Genomic DNA, 17,739 nt, shown 5'->3' on the forward strand with positions numbered 1-17,739 from the left:
TGTTCTTAAATTTCGATTTGTATAGTAGTTGCGCTATATGTACGTTTAGTGACTAAGCATCAATAAAAATTAAAATACTTTTCCATTAAAAATTAAATAATTATATTATAAATTATTGCTATATTTTCTTTTATAAACTGATCTTCAACTTCATCACTCATATTCAAAATGACAAAACCCACTCTCGTGGGCTTCATTGAAAATGTCATTTCAAGCTTTAAATTAAATACGTCCGACCTCTAAATATGGAATCAGGTTTTTATCAAAATTTGGTCTTGGGTCGCCCTCATAACTAATAAAACCATGCATACCCGTTAAGCGTTCACCTTTATAAAACTGATTTAATTGATAGCGCGGGTCTTTATGGGAAAGCGTAAAACTCACCACACCAACGCCCTGCTGTTTTGACTTGTTATAGGCATCTTCGAGCATTTTATGGTGTAAAGCTAAATCTTGTGGATGGCACATAAGCGTATGTAACACATGGTACTTGATAGAGTCACCCAGTTTAGGCAAACGCATGCCCTTAGTTAGCGGAGTTAATAAGTTATAAACGGGTCTAAAAATTCCAATGACTGAACTGTAATCCAAAATTTTGGTTTGCTTAATACTGTGCTGATCCCACAAGCCAAACATACCCACCAGTTTTTCACCCTTAAAATAAAGTGAAAAGTCTGAGAGTTTTATCCCTGAAAAATACTGATGCCCTTGAGCCAGTTCTTCAAAGTTATAGGCAGGTATAAAGTTATAAAACTCTGCCATGTCGGCAATAAACTGGTTCATCGCTTCCACATGTTGAGCTTCAGCAACACATGTACGGATTTCCTGAATGTCACTCTGCGGAGAAATCTGCTTTAGAAAAGCCGTGACTTTTCTTTTTGCACCTGTACTCGTCAGACTGAGTGTCTCGATAAGCCCTTCATCATAATAATCGGGCATACCCGTTTTGCCCGTTTGGATGGCAGCCCGCGCGGCATGGTTATCATCAAAAATAATCATTTGGCTATAGTTCGGTTCATGCATGGTCTGTTTTACATGCTTTGCTAGAACCTTCACCAGAGATTTGCCACGATAGTTATGATCTACCCGTAAATCACCCGCATAACGTAAGTTTTGAACGTTCCGATCCACATAACACGGGCGGTAACCATTGCTATAACAAGCGACATTCTTTTGACTCTCGGTGTCTTCAATCACGACATGCAATTTATGCCGATAGACAATATCAGACGCTCTAAAATAACTCGGTTCACGCTGAAAGCTAATTTGTATGCCTTTGGTGGTCATGGGTACGGCGATTAAGTCTCGCAAAGCCTGATCATCTGCCAAAGTCGCTTCTCTGGTAATGAGAGTGCTGTCAGCAAGTGGTGGATTTGTTTTATTCATTATTCACCTGTTGTGCGGTCTGTGTGGGAACCAAACTGTTTAAACGGCCCATTTGGTCGAGTAGCTGATAGACAAACACCACTTCGTCTTGGTCATTCACCGTTTTTTGGGTTTGTACATCGAGTAGCTTTTGCTCAGTATTGAGCAAATCAAAGGTGGTTTTGGTTCCGACATCAAACTCTTTACGTGTGTAGACAAAGGCAATAGACGCCGCTTCTATGGCATTTGCTAGTGCTTCTTTATTTTCTCTAATGGTTTGAAGCTGCGCATAGGTGGTACGGGTGCGCTTATTTAAGTCCAGTTCAAGACTTCGAATTTTTTGCGTAGCCAAATCAATATCGGCCTGCGCTTTTTTAACATTGGCCCGATTTAAACCATCGTCATAGAGCGGTACATTGAGCTGTACCCCAACCATGTAGTTATTACTTTCAGAACCAATATAGCTTGCCTCATCTTGTTTTCCGGCACGGCTGGTCAGCATGACCGTTGGCCACAGTTCCCGTTTGGTTAAAGCGTATTGTTTCTCTGCGGCCTGCTTTTCGTATTTACTACGCATTAAAGCCGGATGGTTTTTGGTTTGTGCCAATATTTCATCTAAGTTAGCCGGAATAACTGGCAGTTGTTTAATGGCGACAAGGTTTTCAGGCGTTACACCTGTCACTTGGTAAAACTGAGCTTCGCTTACGATTAAATTAGACTGCGCCTGTGTAATATCGGCTTGGCCTTGAGCAACTTGCGCCAAAACCTGAGCTAAGTCTGCACGGGTAATCATTCCCACGTCAAAACGGCGCTTTGATTCATATAAAGACCGTTGTAGATTTGCCATGGTCTTTTGTCTAAGCTCTAAAATGGCTTTCTTTTTTAATACGTCGGTATAAACCATCACGGTATTTAAAATGGTTTCCGACCGTTGATCTGATAAACCTTGGTTTTGGGCAGAAAGCTGACTTTCGGCAACATCAATTCCTAAACGGTGTCTGCCAGACGTATAAATCGGATAATCTGCCTGCAATTGCAAACTTCGGCCTTTACGGTTTCCTTCGGTTGGAAACAGGACGTGTGAAGGCGTATCTATTCTTTCATAGTCCAGTTGGCCGACTAAATTGACTTTAAGTCCATCACGCTGTTTAGCCTGTTCAAGCACTGCGGTGGACTGGTTCACGCTTAAACGGCTGACTTCAAGCTGACTTTCATGTCTTAAACTGGCAGACAAAGCCTCGTCTAAAGTCATGGCTTGTACATTCGACACAATCAACACGCCTAAGTACAAGGCGTGTCGAAGTGTTAAAAACCGAGTATTAAATGGCTTCATCCCTTTCATAATTGTTCCAAACTATTGAGGGTGACTTTTTTAAGTGGCTCAGGTTTGATATTGCCTTCGATAATGCCATCAAACATGACTAGTTTCTTGTAGGCATTCCAGCCATTATTGGCTTGGCGAATTTGAGGCTGGTCGAGCTGCCCTAAGTTTCGTGCAAGTTCGTAGTGGAAGTTTTGACGCAAAATGCTGTCGATATATTCATTGTTAATGCTGTGATGAATGTCACCTTCAAAAAGCACGCAATAAAAAGGTTTAACCTGTTGCTGAGTATCAATTGCGAGTAAAGAAATCGCTTTAGATTCCGTTTCATTTAACTGAGACAATAATTGCTGAGCGGTTTCAGGTGCGAGTTTTTCACCGACCAGATCTACCCCAAAACGGCGGCCTTGGAATTCAAAACACGGAATTTGCTCTATAAAGCCAGTCACCCGTAAGCAATCATCCAAACAGTAGCGAAGTAAGCCATTGCCCGAAGTAATGAGCGGGCTGACCACATCACCTTGTTTAAGCTGCCACGACGGAATGATTTGCCCTTGTTTCTCACCCTCTAAATATTCAAATTCGTAGAAGTGACTTTGATAGGCCAGCGGGTATTGGTCGTTGTAGGGAATGGTGACTACACCTTCCGTCGCCCATAGACCTTTTCCTTCAAACTGAACACTGGGCAATTTCTCTTTTAATTTCTCCGCCCAAGCTTTTGAACCCGCAGTATCCCAACTCGACACTAAACTTAATTTTGGCCAAAGTTTTTTAAAGTCGATCTGTTCGCCGTTTGAACTTGCAATTAAGGCTTGAGCACTTTCAGAGCTATGCGGTGCAGTGACTTCTTTTAAGGAAGCCTGACGACTGCCCCATTTACCACTTTGTAAAACCTCAACCACGTCTTGTTGCATAGACTCCAAACGTTCAAGTAATTGCAAAGCAAACGTTGGACTCCACACCGAAATCATGGCTAAGTTACGGTTTGCGACCAAATAGCAAATGGTGGCAAACAGTGCGTCATCGGCATTGGCTGCAAAAGCAACGTTACTTGGAACCGCTTGGGTAAACTTAGACAAAATGCGCTTACCTACACCAAGTAGCGCACAATCATCATTTAGGTTTTTGTCTTTTAAAACTTCACGCTGACTTTCAGGTAACCATGACACCGACCAATAATGTGTACCCGAGCTAAGCTGTGGGCATTTACGGTATAAACTCGCCATCCACGGCGCAATTGCATGGTCAAGTTCATCTAAAAACAGCTTGGTGTATGGAATAAACTTAATTTGTTCACTCGAACCACTGGTCGGCTGGAAACGAACCAATTTACTGCTAGAGAGTGAAAGCTTTTGTTCACGGTAACGCTGAATGTCTTCTCGCCATGCGCCGTAACGTGTCGCAGGAAATGCTTTTACAAACTGTTCATAGTTTTGAACCTTTTTATCTTTGGCAAAGGTAGAGGTCTGTAATATTGAATGCAAAATTTGACGTTGCGTGGTCTCTAAAGCATTAAACTGTTTTTGGAAGTTACGGTCAGATGCATCACACCATTTTTTTAAAATCAGATGCGAACCCAAAGTTAGCCATTCATTAGTTTTCATTGGATGGCCTCTCTACGTTTTGTTTTATGTGTTACGCAAGCTTCAAACTTTCCTTTACTGGTCGGTTTAGTCATCAGCTTTACGGGGAAACGGGCTATGTCTTTCCAACCAAGACGACCAATACACGGTAGTTCTGTGCCAGCTTTCCATGTTGGATTCATCTGCTCAAAGAAATGAATATTTGGGTTTTTCTCTCTCATTTCGGCAGTAATTGGTGCGACTTCACCTTTTAATGGCTGATAGTCATCACCAAAATTTAAAAGGCCTGCTTCACGGTCATAGTATTCGCCAAAGAATTTTTCACAGTAGTGCTCAACGACTTAGGAAAGATGCCGGTTTTCGTCTTTAATATTTGGGTAATAGACATAGTAGTTATTGGCGAGCAGTAAGTAGGTTTTATAACCTTTAGAAATGAGGAGCCAATAGAGTTCGTTAAATGGATATTTGATTCGAAGCTTAATCATGAGTTTTAGCATGGTACTTTGCAGACTACGCGTACCCCAAAACTTCTTCAAAATGACCGTATCACCGCTAAATAACACGGTGTAGTCTTTACCGTTTAAATAGAAATGCTGCACCACCACAGTCGAGAAACCAACAATCTCATCTGTTTGTGAATCAAAAATTAAGATCGCACCGCTTTTATTTTGGAAATCATCTACGAAAATAGAAAATCTCGTATTTTCATAATACTGTTCGTAAATGGAATACATCACTTTTAATCGCTCAGTATCGATTTGCTCTTTTTCAAAATATTGACCATAAGTCGTGTTTTTCAGGTTCAATTTTGAAATTAGTTTATACGTTGTATTAATCATAATCCTTTAACCTTCCACCTCTAATTTGTGAGTTCCCCGATCTCATCAACCGATTTTAGAAAACTCAGATCAATGTTCTTTTTCTATGAAGGGATACGTTTTGATATGCCCTATTGTTTTTCATTCTTTGAAAGCTGCCTTTATTTTTTAATATCTACATATTCATTTTCTTCCCCCGATCCATAAAGATGGTTAAAAATGCAGTCACAAACATGATGATTGCGAGCATGCGTAATAGATCATTAAAACTCGATGTCAGTGCCTGAAAATGAATGTCGCGATAGATCACACTCAGCGCGATTTGCTGAGCATTTGCACCGACTTCCTGATATTGCGCCGTGAGTTGATCTAGTCTTTCTGTAAAAATCCAGTTTTGCGGTGTCATTCCCTGATTAATCTGGGTGACATGAAGCGCAGTGAGCCAATCTAAAGATGAGTTAATGAGAGCTAGTCCAACCGCGCCGCCAATATTACGCATCAGGTTATAAATACCGCTGGCATCAGCCACTTTACTCAGCGGCAAAGTACTCATGGCTAAATGCGACACCACAATCAGGCAGATCATGAGACCAATACCACGGTAAATTTGCGGCCAAAACATAAAGTCGTAATCGCTATGAATGCTGAGGTGTGAATTAAGCCAAACACCAAAGCCAGCCAGAATCATTCCAACAAATACCGTTTTTCGGGTATCAAAATTGGGAATAAGCCACGCAAGAAACGGCGCGAAGCAGAACATGACAATACCTGTCACCATCATGACGTGACCAATTTGGCTACTGTTCATTTCACGGACTTGCCCAAGAAACACGGGAATCATGTAACCCAAGCCATAGAGTGCCATGCCAATCACAAAAGTCGTGATGGCACTTAAGGTAAAGTTTTTGTTTTTAAATACGGACAAATCGAGTAAAGGCTTAGGCTGGGTAAAACTTCTAGAGAAGAAAATCATGCCGCCCACAACGCAGATCATAAACGCAATCCGAACGCCTGTGTCTGCAAGCCAGTCATGTCTTGCGCCTTCATCAAGGAAATATTCAAGCCCACCCAAAAACATCGCCATGCCAATCAGGCTAAACCAGTCCATGCTTTTGATGAGTGAGTAGTTGGCACGGTCGATATTGGGGCCTGAGTAAATGACCGTAGCAATGATAATGCCCGGAATAATATTGATCAGGAACATCCAGTGCCATGAGAAGTTATTGGTTAACCAGCCGCCAATGGTTGGGCCAATGGCCGGTCCCAAAGTACTGATCATGCCAAACATGACTAAAGGCAATGAGCGTTTTGCTTCAGGGAAAAGTAGATACAATGCCGTCATGGAGGTCGGAATCATGCCGCCGCCCATAAAGCCTTGAATACCGCGAAAAACCAATAAACTTTCTAAATTCCATGCCAAAGCACAAAGTAAAGAACTGACCGTAAAACCAATTGCACAGATGGTGTAATAGACCCGTGTTGAAAGCACCCGCGAGACAATACTCGACATTGGAATTGCAATAATCTCAGCAATTAAATAAACCGTTTGCACCCAAGTGACTTCATAACGACTTGCACTCATACCAGCTTGAACTTCGTTTAGAGAACTCGCCACAATCTGAATATCAAGAATCGCCATGAAGTTGCCAAAAATCATGGCAGCAAAAATTGCCCATGCAGTTTTTGCTGGGAATCTCCACTCGGCCTCAAGGTGCTTATTCATTTGTTATTACCTAAAATTTTATTATTAAGTTCTTAGGTCAACGGTGGCACTCACCGACATTCCAGGTTTTATCAAATCAATATGCGGGCTTGAATCTATGGCAATACGCACAGGAATACGCTGAACAACCTTGTTAAAGTTGCCTGTGGCATTGTCTGGTGGCATAAGTGAAAAAGTTGCGCCTGAAGCTGGTGAAAAGCTCTCAATTTTTCCGGTATAGGTCAGGCTTGGGTAAGCATCAAGTTTTAATTTAACTTTCTGACCAATATGCATTTTTTCAATTTGGGTTTCTTTGAAGTTCGCTTGTACATACAAACTATTTTCAGGAATGATCGCCATTAAACGAGTTTGTGGAGAAACACGTGAGCCTTTCTGGATTGCAAGGCTACCGATTTTGCCGTCTACAGGACTAACCACTTTTGATGAAGCCAAATCGACCTGATACAGGTTTAAGTTTGCATTGGCACTTTGAATATCTGCTAAAAGCTGCGCGCGACTCGCTTGTAAACTCCCCAACTGCGCTTCTGCTGCATTGACGGCGGCTTGCGCTTTGCTAAGTTGTGCCTGAGCCGTTAAATATTGAGATTGAATGCCTTCAAAGTTTTGTCGGGTAATCACGCCATCTTTTAGTAAATCTTGATAACGCTCAAACTCTTTTCTTAAACGATTTAAATCAGCTTGTGCTGCCACTACACCACTATGAGCTTCAGTAATTGAAGAGCGTGCAGACTTTTCATTTTGTTGTTGTACACCCAGCGCTGCCTCTTTTAAGCTGACTACTGAGCGGGCCTGATCATAACGAGCTTGATAATCGCGGTGATCTAATAGCGCTAAAGTTTCCCCTTTTTTTACCACCTGATTATCGTTAATTAATAACTCCATTACTTCGCCCGAAATCTTTGGCATCACCCAAGTGACATCGGCTTGCACATAAGCATTATCTGTAGATTGATAGAAACGATATACAAAAAAATAATATAATATGCCAGCAAATAAAAATAACAGTAGGACACTAAAAACACCCCAAGTTATTTTCTTTCGGCTTTGGAAATTAGTATCAGTTTCTAGCTGAGCTACGTTATCCATATTCATTCCGCTTATTTGTAATATTCGATTTTTTATTTAAGCCAATAAAATTATTGGTTTCTTTTTTACGTAACTTTTCACTTGGTTTTATTCAATGAATCGTGACAGCGTAAAATTTGGTGCAAATTATGGTTCTTAAGTGAATTAAATATCATTGACCTATTTGCCAGATATTTTTTCTATTTATGTCAATAAAACATATTATATAAACTATATTAAAAAATTATGTAATTCTAATTTGTGGAGATTTTTGGTTAAAAAAATCTCAAAAAAACAAAGATAAGTATTTGTTAATAAATAATTTATAAGAATAGTAACAAATAGAGATATATGTTTGAATAGAGTGATTTATTTCACTAACATTAAAAATAAGTTTTATTGTGTAATCATTAAGTATTATTAATTAAAACAATATTTAATTTAAAAATGAGTTAACAATCAAAGTTGTTATACTTATACATATAAAATATATATAAGTTATAAATATTATATTTTTCAAAAATAACAATATCCATAAAACAAATAAACAATATTTTTGATAAATAAGCCATCCTGATGACTAAAATAACTTATATTTTCCAGATAAAAATAATTTCAAACCCTTTATTAAAAAAACCGAACAAACCTTTAAAAATAGTGGTTTAAGTGATCTTTTACTTATATAAACCCTTAAAAGTTTCTTCTAAAGTTATTCCAAATGAAAACCCACTCATTGAGTGGGCTTTTTATTACTAACCGTTTTGCCTGAGGTGATCTTGGAACTCTTGGTCGTGTATTTTGTTGTAATTAACAGGGTCATAAACGCATCCAGTTAAAACAACAATTACAGTAAGTACAGCAACCAACTTTTTCATTGAGACAGCCTTTCCTTTAACGCAAAAGATTTGCTTTAAGTATACTCCTAGGCGATCGTTTTGATTGGACATAATTAAGGCAAACAATTGTTATTTTTAAATTATTGCTGTGCTTTAGCATATGAATTGGTTTTTTAACAAAATCAATTCAAGGAAGTTATACAAATCTTAAGCCTCAGTCGCTAAATACCAATTTTTCCAAGAACTGGTTCCTCTGGTTTCAAGAGGCACAGTTGGAATCAATTTCTCTTTTAATATTTCAGTTTGTGCAACAGCTTTTGCAAGTCTTGCTTTGACTGAGTGAATACATTCACGGTCACCAAATTCGCAGCGGTCTAAAGTTGTACCGCCACAAGGGCCGTTGGCTAAACCTTTTGGACAGGTTTCAGGGCAAATATATAAAGTATCGCTTAGGCGGCACTGACCACAGCTTTCACAACCCACTAGGCTATGTTTACTTAATACTTCTGTTTTAATTAATACCTTAGCGACTAAAGCGTTTTCCCAAAAAGATGCTTTGAAAATAAAACGTCCGACGCCTTTGGCAATTTTTGATCCAAACATTGCTTCATGCATAACATGTAGCTGACGATATTTAATTAATTGTTTAGACGTTGGCTGACATGAAAAACGAGCAATCTCAGGGGTAAACTCGTTGCCTGACGTGACGTGCCAAAGTGAATTCCAAAGCTCTTCTAAGGCTTTAAGCTCCAAATGTCTGTATTGCTCAATGTAGCTTTCAAGCAACATTTGCTCTTCTGGCTTATGACAGGCAGATAAATGAATTCCAGCAAATCCTAAGTGTTTACATATCAAAATCTGTAAAGCACAGCGTAAATAAACGCGGTCTGTATGCCCTGCCTGTTTTTCTTCTGCCAAGACTTTTAACATGTGCGGGGTAATCACAATACCTGCGACTTTATGCTTCACCATAAAATTGGCTCGGCCTAAAGTCAGAGGCATCACACAAGCCAGTATTTGCTGCGAATAATCATGCTTGGTTAAAAATGATTTGGCTTGTTTTAAGGCTTCAATGTCATAGCCCAATTGGGTAATGATAAAGTCAGCACCTGCTTTAATCTTCTTATGCAGTTTTAAATACTGTGCATCACGCTCAGCTTCGACATATTTAAACGGATTAAAAGCAACCCCAATACGAAAACCACCATGTTGCTTAGCTGCCATTACGGCGTTTACCGACTCTAGGTAACGACTACGCGGCTGCCCATCTCGACCATTATGGTGTTCTTTGAGTTTATCGCCTGTAAGCAATAACAAGTTTTGAATATTGGCTACTTGAGCTTGTTGTAAAAAGCGCTCAAATTCTTGTATGTCTCGGGCCTTACCTGAAAAGTGTAAGACTTTCTCTATTGAGTCAGGATAACTTTTGCTGGCCTCAAGCGGCACAATATCATGATCTGAATGTACGCGATCTGCCAATGTCATTGCAGCTGGATATCCTGCGAACTCATGTTTCACAGTATAAATTTCATGCAGTGAAGTGAGATATTCCACCAACACAAAAAACTGGTTTTGCTGGAAGCAGGAAGAAACGTGAGACATAGGCAAAGTGCTGATCAAAACATGACATCAATCATAAGCGCGGTATTATAAATCAAAGTGCATCAAGATGCGCTAGTCAGAAAGCTCATTGTTTTGCTTATCTTCACCCTCTTTATTTCTAGGTAATTCGAGTGAGCGAGGAAATATAAAATCGAAAGAATCGAGTGCATAGCGGTAAAGCTGAGCTGGCCGTTTGCCTACAATTTTACTGTGGTTGGTTTCTTCAACTGCGCCCGCTTCTATCATACGGCGTCTAAACGCTTTTTTATCTAAGGATTGCCCAAGAATAATTTCATAAATAGTTTGTAACTCGGTTAGCGTAAACAACTCAGGCATTAGACTAGCTGGCAATGCGGTATATCGAGTTTTATTGGTTAAACGCTCTAAAGCTAAGTTGAGCAATTCATTATGATCAAACGCCAATGCTAAATCTTTTGCTTTTGCTACAGGTATCCATTCGCTGTATTCAGCCAAGGCTTGATGTTTATAGGCATTAAAATCAATTAATGCAAAATACAAAATGGTTACGGCCCAGCCACGCGGGTCACGTTTGGCATTGCCGACAGAGGCAACTTGTTCCAAATAAGGTGAAGCAATCCCTGTTTTTTCGACCAGCTTACGATATGCAGTAGCCATCAAATCTTGATCGTGCTTTAAATCGGCAAAACCACCCGGTAAAGCCCATTGGTCTTTAGCTGGAAAGTTGGGGCGCTTAATGAGTAATACCTGCAACTGACCATTAAATACCGAGAAAATAGCCATATCGACCGTGAGTAAAGGTGCGTCATAATCTCGGCGATCATAACTGGCAAGGAATTCTTGTTCAGTTTGAATAGTCACGTTCAGCCTCTCAATAAAAATGATGAGCCGATACACACGCAACGGCTCATCTAAACTCAGTTATGCGATGGATAAACGCTCACGAATTTGATCCAAAGTACACTCATATTGAAGTTTACCATTTTCAAAGACGGTTTTAAGTGCTCCGCCTTGTTCTTGTTCGGCTGTTTGCTCATCAAACAAGGTAAAGCCATTTTCACTTTCTTCAATGCGTAATAGTCCTTTCGCAGATTTTTTCACACCTGAGTCAGTAATTGGGTCTTTGAACAGCTCTCGGCCTACACCATTCACTTGTCCCCAAGTCGCTTTAACAGCAAACCCAAAAGTATCGCGAGTTAAGTAGTTATAGGTAAAACTGCCTATACCAAATACCAAGTTGTTTGAAGCAAAACCTTTGGCTTCTAGTCCTTCTAAAATACGCTGTGCACGGTCTAGGGTAATCGAGTCACCATAAATTAAGCCGACACGCTCATTAAGTACTTTATAGCCTTGCTCAGTTGTTGTACCACCAAACACTTCCCATAAACATTCAACTGCGCCTTTATAAGCTGGGCTGCCAACTCCAGCGTCTGGGTCGCCGCAAATAATTTTAACAGGGTCACCAGAGTCTGGACGAAAAACCAATTTGGCCAAACCTAAAGCATTGGGTTGTCTTGCCAGAATTTCAGGTTTTAAAGCTACCGTAAACTCGGTAATCACTCGCCAAAAGTCCCAAGTGTCAGACACAATACTAACCACACCAGACGGATAAAGCTCACAGATTAAACGCTTAAAGGTTTCTAGCTCGCTGTTTTCTGTGCCCATACACATCACACTGTGTTCGGTCGCTGGTACAGATACCCCAATGACACCTGTTGCATTGTAATATTCTTCTGCATAGTCAATTGAAGCAACCGAGTCTGTTCCAATAAAACTAGTTAAGTGACCCACACCAGACTGAGCAGCATCATAAATTCCGCTCATACCACGGCTACTAAAATCGTGTCCTTGCACAGATACAAAATCAAGCGGTGCGCCAGTTTTTACAGCATATTGCGTTAATAAACGTTTGTACTCATAGGCAATAGTGGCGGTAGTACAGCTTTTCCAAAGCTCAGCACTTAACACAGTTTCAATATAATTCGTTAGCCAAAAGAAACGTGAATCGGTATTAATTACAGTAAGCACGGGTACACGCATATTGACGCGGCTACCTTCTGGCAATGCTTTAATGCGTAATGGTAAATAGCCCAAGTCGTGTAATGCTTCAATGTGATCAACAGGTACAGCACCTTCACCTAATGAACTATCCATACGGCGTTTATAAGCAGCCACTACTTTATCTTTAGGTTGCTTGAAAAAGCCTTCATTCCACGTATCGATTAAAAAGTGTTTAATAAAACCTTGAAGCCCAAAGAACACAACTTTATCGTCAAAGTCAGGCAACATTTTAGCAAGTCGAGATGAACGCGGCGTAAAGTTTGCATACACGTACTCTGTACCTGCTGGATACTGACGTCTGTGATCAGCTTTATAAAAATCGATAGCGTTTAATGGATTCAATTTAATAGTCATCTTTATTCTCTTTATTCTGCTGCAAAAGCAATTACTGAAATTTTGTCTGATGGTTGTTGTGGAAAGCTGTCTGAGGTAAACAGTTGATCTAACAGTCCATCAAAAACCTCTATACCTTTACTAAAAATACCGTGGGTCACATATAGAACGACCTTATGGCAATTGAGGCGACGGAGTTCTTTAGCAATACCAATAAAGGTTGCACCGCCATCACAAATGTCATCGGTAATGACCGCTGTTAGGCCTGATAAATCAGTCGCATGTACATGCGTACCTAAAATTTTGCCAGTCACTGGGTCACGTTTTTTATCACACTGAACAACAGTGAGGGGTTGTTTGCGCTCGCCATTAAAAGCACTTGCAACCATTTGTGTGCGTGCTTTTGCACCTTTGTCTGGGCAAATCAGTACTGTTTTTTCATCTTTTAACAATGTACTTAGCGCTTCACTCTTTGCGATGATGTCGACTGAACTGATGTTTACAACTTCACTAAAAGAAGTATTGGCAGCAAGTAATGCTGTCGTTACTTCACTATGGCAGTCCCAAACAGTCACCTTGCCTTGTTTGCCCGCTTTTTTGTCAGCATTGATGTTGAGTAACTTGGTCATCACATCAAGCGAGAACGCTTGGCCTACTGCACAAATACGGTCCTGACGTGCATATGGAAAATACGGAACTTCTAGGTCAATGGTTAAACCCTGAGTCAGCAATATATTTTCAAGTAGTAAATAGTCCATCACATCGTGACTTGAGGCCATGTGTGCACGAACCAATACATTGCCATATAGTGAACCTAAGGTTGTTTCATCAATTTGAACATGACGCTCGCCACCAGAAAACTGCGTAAATTTCACTGGAATTTCATTTCTTGCCGCATCTAAAAGCTGGATAGCCATATCATCCTCTTTTTGTCTGATGACCTTCGATGAATATATAGTGGCATAAAGCCACTATATATTGCAAGTCTAATTTTTAAACTTTTTTCAAAGCCATTTAAGACATAAAATTTGCAGTTTTAGAGCATTTAGAGAATTGTTATTTAAGAAAAATTATTCTTCAAGCTGTTGAAATAAATATTTAATTTACAAAAAGCATGACTATTAGAACTATGATTAAAAGTAGCGGATAAAACTTTGCACGCCATAAGTCAGGTAGTTTTGAAATAAATTTTTCTGAAAAATATAGCCCGATCCATGTTCCAGCAACCAAGAATAAAGCAGCTTCAAACCAGATTAGACCGATAAATCCGTTAGGTGCCCATTCAGATTGCCAAATTGACAATACACAATAGGTCAGCGTTGCAGTTAAAGACAAAGGCAGCGTGAGAATGTTTGCAATAGCCGCGGCCTCTGCCATAGAACTACCCCGCCGCCGTAATAAAGGAACCGTCATTACACTGCCACCCACACCTAAAAGTGCTGCAACCCAACCAATAATTCCCCCTTTAATGAGTTCACTGTTTTGTCCATGGTTTTGCTTTTGCCTTGATGTCACCATAAACCCAGCTCGGTAATAACAATCAATAATGGTTATGAACACATAACCCATAAATACCCAGCGAAGCCAATTTCCATTAAACAATGAGGCCATTACCGCACCCACTATTCCGCCAAATGCGATACCACCCCATAAAAAGCGGATTTTTTGCCAATCTATATGTCCAGATCGATAGTGTCGAAAAGTTGCAAAACTTGCCGAACACAGCATCACAAAAGCTGATGTAGCTACGGCGATTTGCATCGCATTTACCCCCACCATGCTTTCGTTACTGTACTTTTGAATAATGACTGTATAAAGCAAAGGCACAGCAACAAATCCGCCGCCAAAGCCAAATAACCAAGTGGTTATGCCTGACAGTAGTCCAAATAAAAATAGCTCATATAGCATCATCATCTTCCTCACATTTATAGAGGCATGATATAAAATAGCCATATGGCAAACTAACGTAGAAAAGCCATCTTTTTATCTTTTTCAGCCAAAATATATGCGTAATATTCCAATTAACGATGTAGACCATATACCGCAAGCGGTTCTAGCGTTAGGATCAGATTATCCTGCTGATACTTTGTTAGATACGCATAGCCATCGCCGTGCTCAGTTCTTGTATGCACCCGAAGGCCTCATGAAAGTTGAAACTGAAGATGGACAATGGCTCGTGTTGCCATACAGCGGTGTATGGATACCCTCAGGCAAACCACATCAGGTATGGCTATCTAAGGTCAGTACTTATAGTTTGTATATAGAAGCAGACTATGCACCAAGACAGGCAACATATTGCGAGGTTATACAAGTCTCACCTTTGCTACATCAGCTACTCATTCAGGCAAATCAGCTACCTGTTGACTACCAACATGCAGGCCGTGACGGCGCTCTTATCGATTTGTTGTTATATGAGTTAGAAGCTGCACCAGCCCTACCTCTGTTTATTCCTCTGCCTCACAACACATTGTTATCTAAACAGTGTGCACAGTTTATGGAGCATCCTGATATTCATAGCAGCCCTAAAGATTGGGCACATGACCACAATAAAAGTGAGCGGACTTTTCACCGTTGGTTTAAGTCTGAAACTGGCATGTCCTTTCAGGCTTGGCGTAATCGAGTCTGCATCGTCTATGCTTTAAATGCCTTAAAAGAAAATATCTCAATTACGGAAATTGCCTTTAGTTTGGGCTATGAACACTCGGCAGCTTTTACCGCAATGTTCAGTAAAATTATGGGTTATCCACCTACCCATTTTCAAAAAAGATTTCATACGCATAATAAAGCGCTATAAAGATTTACTCATGTGAATGGTGTCATAGGTCTCGATCCACTCACGGTTAATGACATCAAAGCCTTGTAGACGCCAAAACTTTTCAGCCGCTGGCAAAAATGGATGAGTGTGCAAATACAAAGTCGTAATTTCATTGTTTTTTGCATGGCTAAACAACATGTCACATAGCTGAGTTGCGATACCATTACGGCGATATTCAGGCAATACAAACAACTTAACCACTTCCACTGTATTAGATGGCAAATTTAAATCAAAACGATGGTCATACGCCCGATATGCAATAGTGCCAATAATACGGTTTTTATCTTTTACCGTAATAAAGCAACCTAATGGATCATTGACATAATATTGCCCAAAATTTTTTAAATCTTTGGGAACTTGCCCATGATAGATTTCTGGGAATAAAAGCTGTCTAGTATAAAGTGCAAACTCTACCGCAGAGGCATAGTCTGATTTGTCCGATAGTTGATAGTGAAATGTCATATTTATAGCCAAGAATGATCAGGGATAACAATGGTTTTGTCTTGAATCATGGCTTCATGGAACTCAACATCATAGACACTTTTTAAAAACTTCGGATCGGTTATTCGTGTTTTTGACTTAGGCTTAACGACTTCGTGTTGGCGCATAAAAAATAAATGATCTGCAAATAAAAAAGCCAAGTTGGGATCATGCATAATTGCAATCACCGTAAAATTTTGCCGCGACAACTGACGCAATTTTTTCATTAAATAAGACTGGTAATAAACATCGAGATGATTGGTTGGTTCATCGAGCAAAATAACTTTTGGGGCTTGTACTAAAATACGCGCAATCATAACTAATTGCCGTTCACCACCCGATAACTCGGTATAAGGACAGTCACGCAAATGCTCGATGTCTAAATCAAGCAAAGCTTGGTCTACACGTTCCCAGTCTGACTTTGAAGGACGATATCGGCTAAAAGCAGCACGTCCGGTAATCACTACATCTTTAACCAAAAATGGGAATACGGTTTTATGAAACTGCGGTAAAAAGCCGAGCAATGCAGCCCGATCTTTCCCTTTAAAGTCCGATAGTAGTTTTCCAGAGTAACGAATCAAGCCATCTTTTACAGGTTCTAGGCCCGCCATCAATTTAAAAAGTGTCGATTTTCCGCAACCATTACGCCCTAAAATCACTGAAAACTGATTTTCAGGAAATTCCAGATGAATGTTTTTGAGAACCTGTTTGTGCCCATAGGCATAATTTAACTGATCAATTTGAATCATGCCCAATGAGTCCTCTGTGTTTTCATTAATAATAAGAAAAATGGTGCGCCAAGTAGCATAGTAAAAATACCAATCGGTATTTCAAACGTCAGTAAAACCCGAGAAAAGTTATCAATCAACAGTAGAAAACTGCCACCCAACACCATATTGGCAGGAATACTGTAGCGATGATCTGGTCCAACCAACATTCTCACAATATGCGGCATAAACAGCCCATATAGACTAATAATGCCTGCAGCAGCTACAGAAGTTGAGGTACATACAGTCACTAGCGCAATTAAAACAAGCTGTTCCCACCTTGGGTTAACACCCACGGCCTGCGCTTCTTCGGCACCAAGTGCCATTAGGTTTAGGCGCCAACGCATCGCAAATAATCCAGCAAGACCAATACAAATAGGCAGCACGGCATATTGAACCTTTTGCCAAGACGCCTGATGTAAGTTGCCCATGGTCCATTGCACGATCGCTTGTAATTTAAATGGATCACTTAAATATTGAATAATCGTGAGACCTGCTAAAAACAGCCCCGAAACAATCATGCCCGATAAAATTACCATGACTAAAGACGTCTGGCTTTCGTGTTTTTGATGCGCAAATAAATATGTTAAGCCAACAGCACACACACCAAAAATAAAGGCTGATAGATTTGGCGAAAGCCAACTTAAAGAAAGTGCTAAAGCTGCACCAAACGCCGCACCAGATGAAATACCGAGTACATATGAGTCAACTAAAGGATTACGAAACAATGCCTGTAAACCATTTCCCGCAGTTGCTAACGCAGCTCCCACCATAAAGGTCAGTAAAATTCTGGGTAATCTCACATTTACGAGAATGTTTTGCATCAGTCTAAATTGCTCAGCATCAAAATATGGCGTACCAAACACCGCTTGCACACCCCACCGCAAATAATCCCATGCACTCAATGTTTGAGTTGGCCCAATAAGCAGCGAGATAAAAATCATGAGGAAAGGTAAAGGGTAAAACCAATAATATTTCAGTTTTTCCATTT

At 40.1% G+C, this 17,739-nt stretch carries 15 protein-coding genes and 1 pseudogene; 1 reads left to right on the forward strand and 15 read right to left on the reverse strand.

Features of this window, described 5'->3' with window-relative positions:
* Nucleotides 1–222: 222 nt before the first annotated feature.
* The 12 genes and pseudogenes from B806_RS0116030 to B806_RS0116085 form a co-directional block, all read right to left on the reverse strand.
* Entirely contained in the window at nucleotides 223–1,386 is a 1,164-nt protein-coding gene (locus B806_RS0116030; protein ID WP_017403229.1) for a hypothetical protein, read from the reverse strand.
* A complete protein-coding gene (locus tag B806_RS0116035) occupies nucleotides 1,379–2,707 on the reverse strand; it encodes a TolC family protein (RefSeq protein ID WP_017403230.1) in 1,329 nt (442 codons plus the stop codon). The genes B806_RS0116030 and B806_RS0116035 overlap by 8 nt, the downstream gene beginning before the upstream one ends.
* Entirely contained in the window at nucleotides 2,704–4,290 is a 1,587-nt protein-coding gene (locus B806_RS0116040) for a GH3 auxin-responsive promoter family protein (protein ID WP_017403231.1), read from the reverse strand. Before B806_RS0116040 ends, B806_RS0116035 begins: the two co-directional genes overlap by 4 nt.
* Nucleotides 4,287–5,075: pseudogene (locus B806_RS0116045) on the reverse strand (hypothetical protein). Before B806_RS0116045 ends, B806_RS0116040 begins: the two are co-directional and overlap by 4 nt.
* Before the next feature lie 187 nt (nucleotides 5,076–5,262).
* Nucleotides 5,263–6,810: a DHA2 family efflux MFS transporter permease subunit gene (locus B806_RS0116050; protein ID WP_017403232.1), complete on the reverse strand. Its 1,548-nt coding sequence runs from the start codon at nucleotides 6,808–6,810 to the stop codon at nucleotides 5,263–5,265.
* A gap of 24 nt (nucleotides 6,811–6,834) precedes the next feature.
* Nucleotides 6,835–7,896 carry an HlyD family secretion protein gene (locus B806_RS0116055; protein WP_017403233.1) on the reverse strand — a complete coding sequence of 354 codons (1,062 nt, stop codon included), beginning with the start codon at nucleotides 7,894–7,896 and terminating at the stop codon, nucleotides 6,835–6,837.
* Between the two features lie 731 nt (nucleotides 7,897–8,627).
* Nucleotides 8,628–8,750 carry a hypothetical protein gene (locus B806_RS20175; RefSeq protein WP_000737387.1) on the reverse strand — a complete coding sequence of 41 codons (123 nt, stop codon included), beginning with the start codon at nucleotides 8,748–8,750 and terminating at the stop codon, nucleotides 8,628–8,630.
* A 168-nt stretch (nucleotides 8,751–8,918) separates the two neighbouring features.
* Nucleotides 8,919–10,313: a methylenetetrahydrofolate reductase C-terminal domain-containing protein gene (locus tag B806_RS0116065; RefSeq protein WP_017403234.1), complete on the reverse strand. Its 1,395-nt coding sequence runs from the start codon at nucleotides 10,311–10,313 to the stop codon at nucleotides 8,919–8,921.
* Between the two features lie 72 nt (nucleotides 10,314–10,385).
* On the reverse strand, nucleotides 10,386–11,153 hold the full coding sequence (locus B806_RS0116070; protein ID WP_017403235.1) for an NUDIX domain-containing protein: 768 nt from the start codon (nucleotides 11,151–11,153) through the stop codon (nucleotides 10,386–10,388).
* A 60-nt stretch (nucleotides 11,154–11,213) separates the two neighbouring features.
* A complete protein-coding gene (locus B806_RS0116075; RefSeq protein WP_017403236.1) occupies nucleotides 11,214–12,707 on the reverse strand; it encodes a nicotinate phosphoribosyltransferase in 1,494 nt (497 codons plus the stop codon).
* An 11-nt stretch (nucleotides 12,708–12,718) separates the two neighbouring features.
* A complete protein-coding gene (locus B806_RS0116080; protein ID WP_017403237.1) occupies nucleotides 12,719–13,603 on the reverse strand; it encodes a phosphoribosyltransferase family protein in 885 nt (294 codons plus the stop codon).
* Nucleotides 13,604–13,784: 181 nt separating this feature from the next.
* The gene (locus tag B806_RS0116085) at nucleotides 13,785–14,594 is read right to left on the reverse strand and encodes a sulfite exporter TauE/SafE family protein (RefSeq protein ID WP_017387309.1); all 810 of its coding nucleotides are present in this window, start codon (nucleotides 14,592–14,594) and stop codon (nucleotides 13,785–13,787) included.
* A gap of 97 nt (nucleotides 14,595–14,691) precedes the next feature.
* Here B806_RS0116085 and B806_RS0116090 point away from each other — a divergent pair, with 97 nt between their 5' ends.
* Nucleotides 14,692–15,480, forward strand: coding sequence for a helix-turn-helix transcriptional regulator (locus B806_RS0116090; protein WP_017387310.1), 789 nt, complete (start codon nucleotides 14,692–14,694; stop codon nucleotides 15,478–15,480).
* Here the strand turns inward: B806_RS0116090 and B806_RS0116095 are convergent.
* Genes B806_RS0116095 through B806_RS0116105 form a run of 3 tightly spaced genes read right to left on the reverse strand, consistent with a single transcriptional unit; the run spans nucleotide 15,475 to nucleotide 17,737 of the window.
* Nucleotides 15,475–15,969, reverse strand: a complete 495-nt coding sequence (locus tag B806_RS0116095; protein WP_079381135.1) for a GNAT family N-acetyltransferase — start codon at nucleotides 15,967–15,969, stop codon at nucleotides 15,475–15,477. The genes B806_RS0116090 and B806_RS0116095 overlap by 6 nt on opposite strands.
* Nucleotides 15,966–16,730 (reverse strand): ABC transporter ATP-binding protein, encoded by a 765-nt coding sequence (locus B806_RS0116100; RefSeq protein ID WP_017387312.1) that lies wholly within the window; start codon nucleotides 16,728–16,730, stop codon nucleotides 15,966–15,968. The genes B806_RS0116095 and B806_RS0116100 overlap by 4 nt, the downstream gene beginning before the upstream one ends.
* Complete coding sequence (locus tag B806_RS0116105) at nucleotides 16,727–17,737, reverse strand: iron ABC transporter permease (protein WP_017387313.1); 1,011 nt, start codon at nucleotides 17,735–17,737, stop codon at nucleotides 16,727–16,729. The genes B806_RS0116100 and B806_RS0116105 overlap by 4 nt, the downstream gene beginning before the upstream one ends.
* Nucleotides 17,738–17,739 lie beyond the last annotated feature (2 nt).

Origin of the sequence: Acinetobacter sp. TG2027 (assembly GCF_000302435.1) — a bacterium.
In the GTDB taxonomy this organism is placed as follows: Bacteria; Pseudomonadota; Gammaproteobacteria; order Pseudomonadales; family Moraxellaceae; genus Acinetobacter; species Acinetobacter pittii.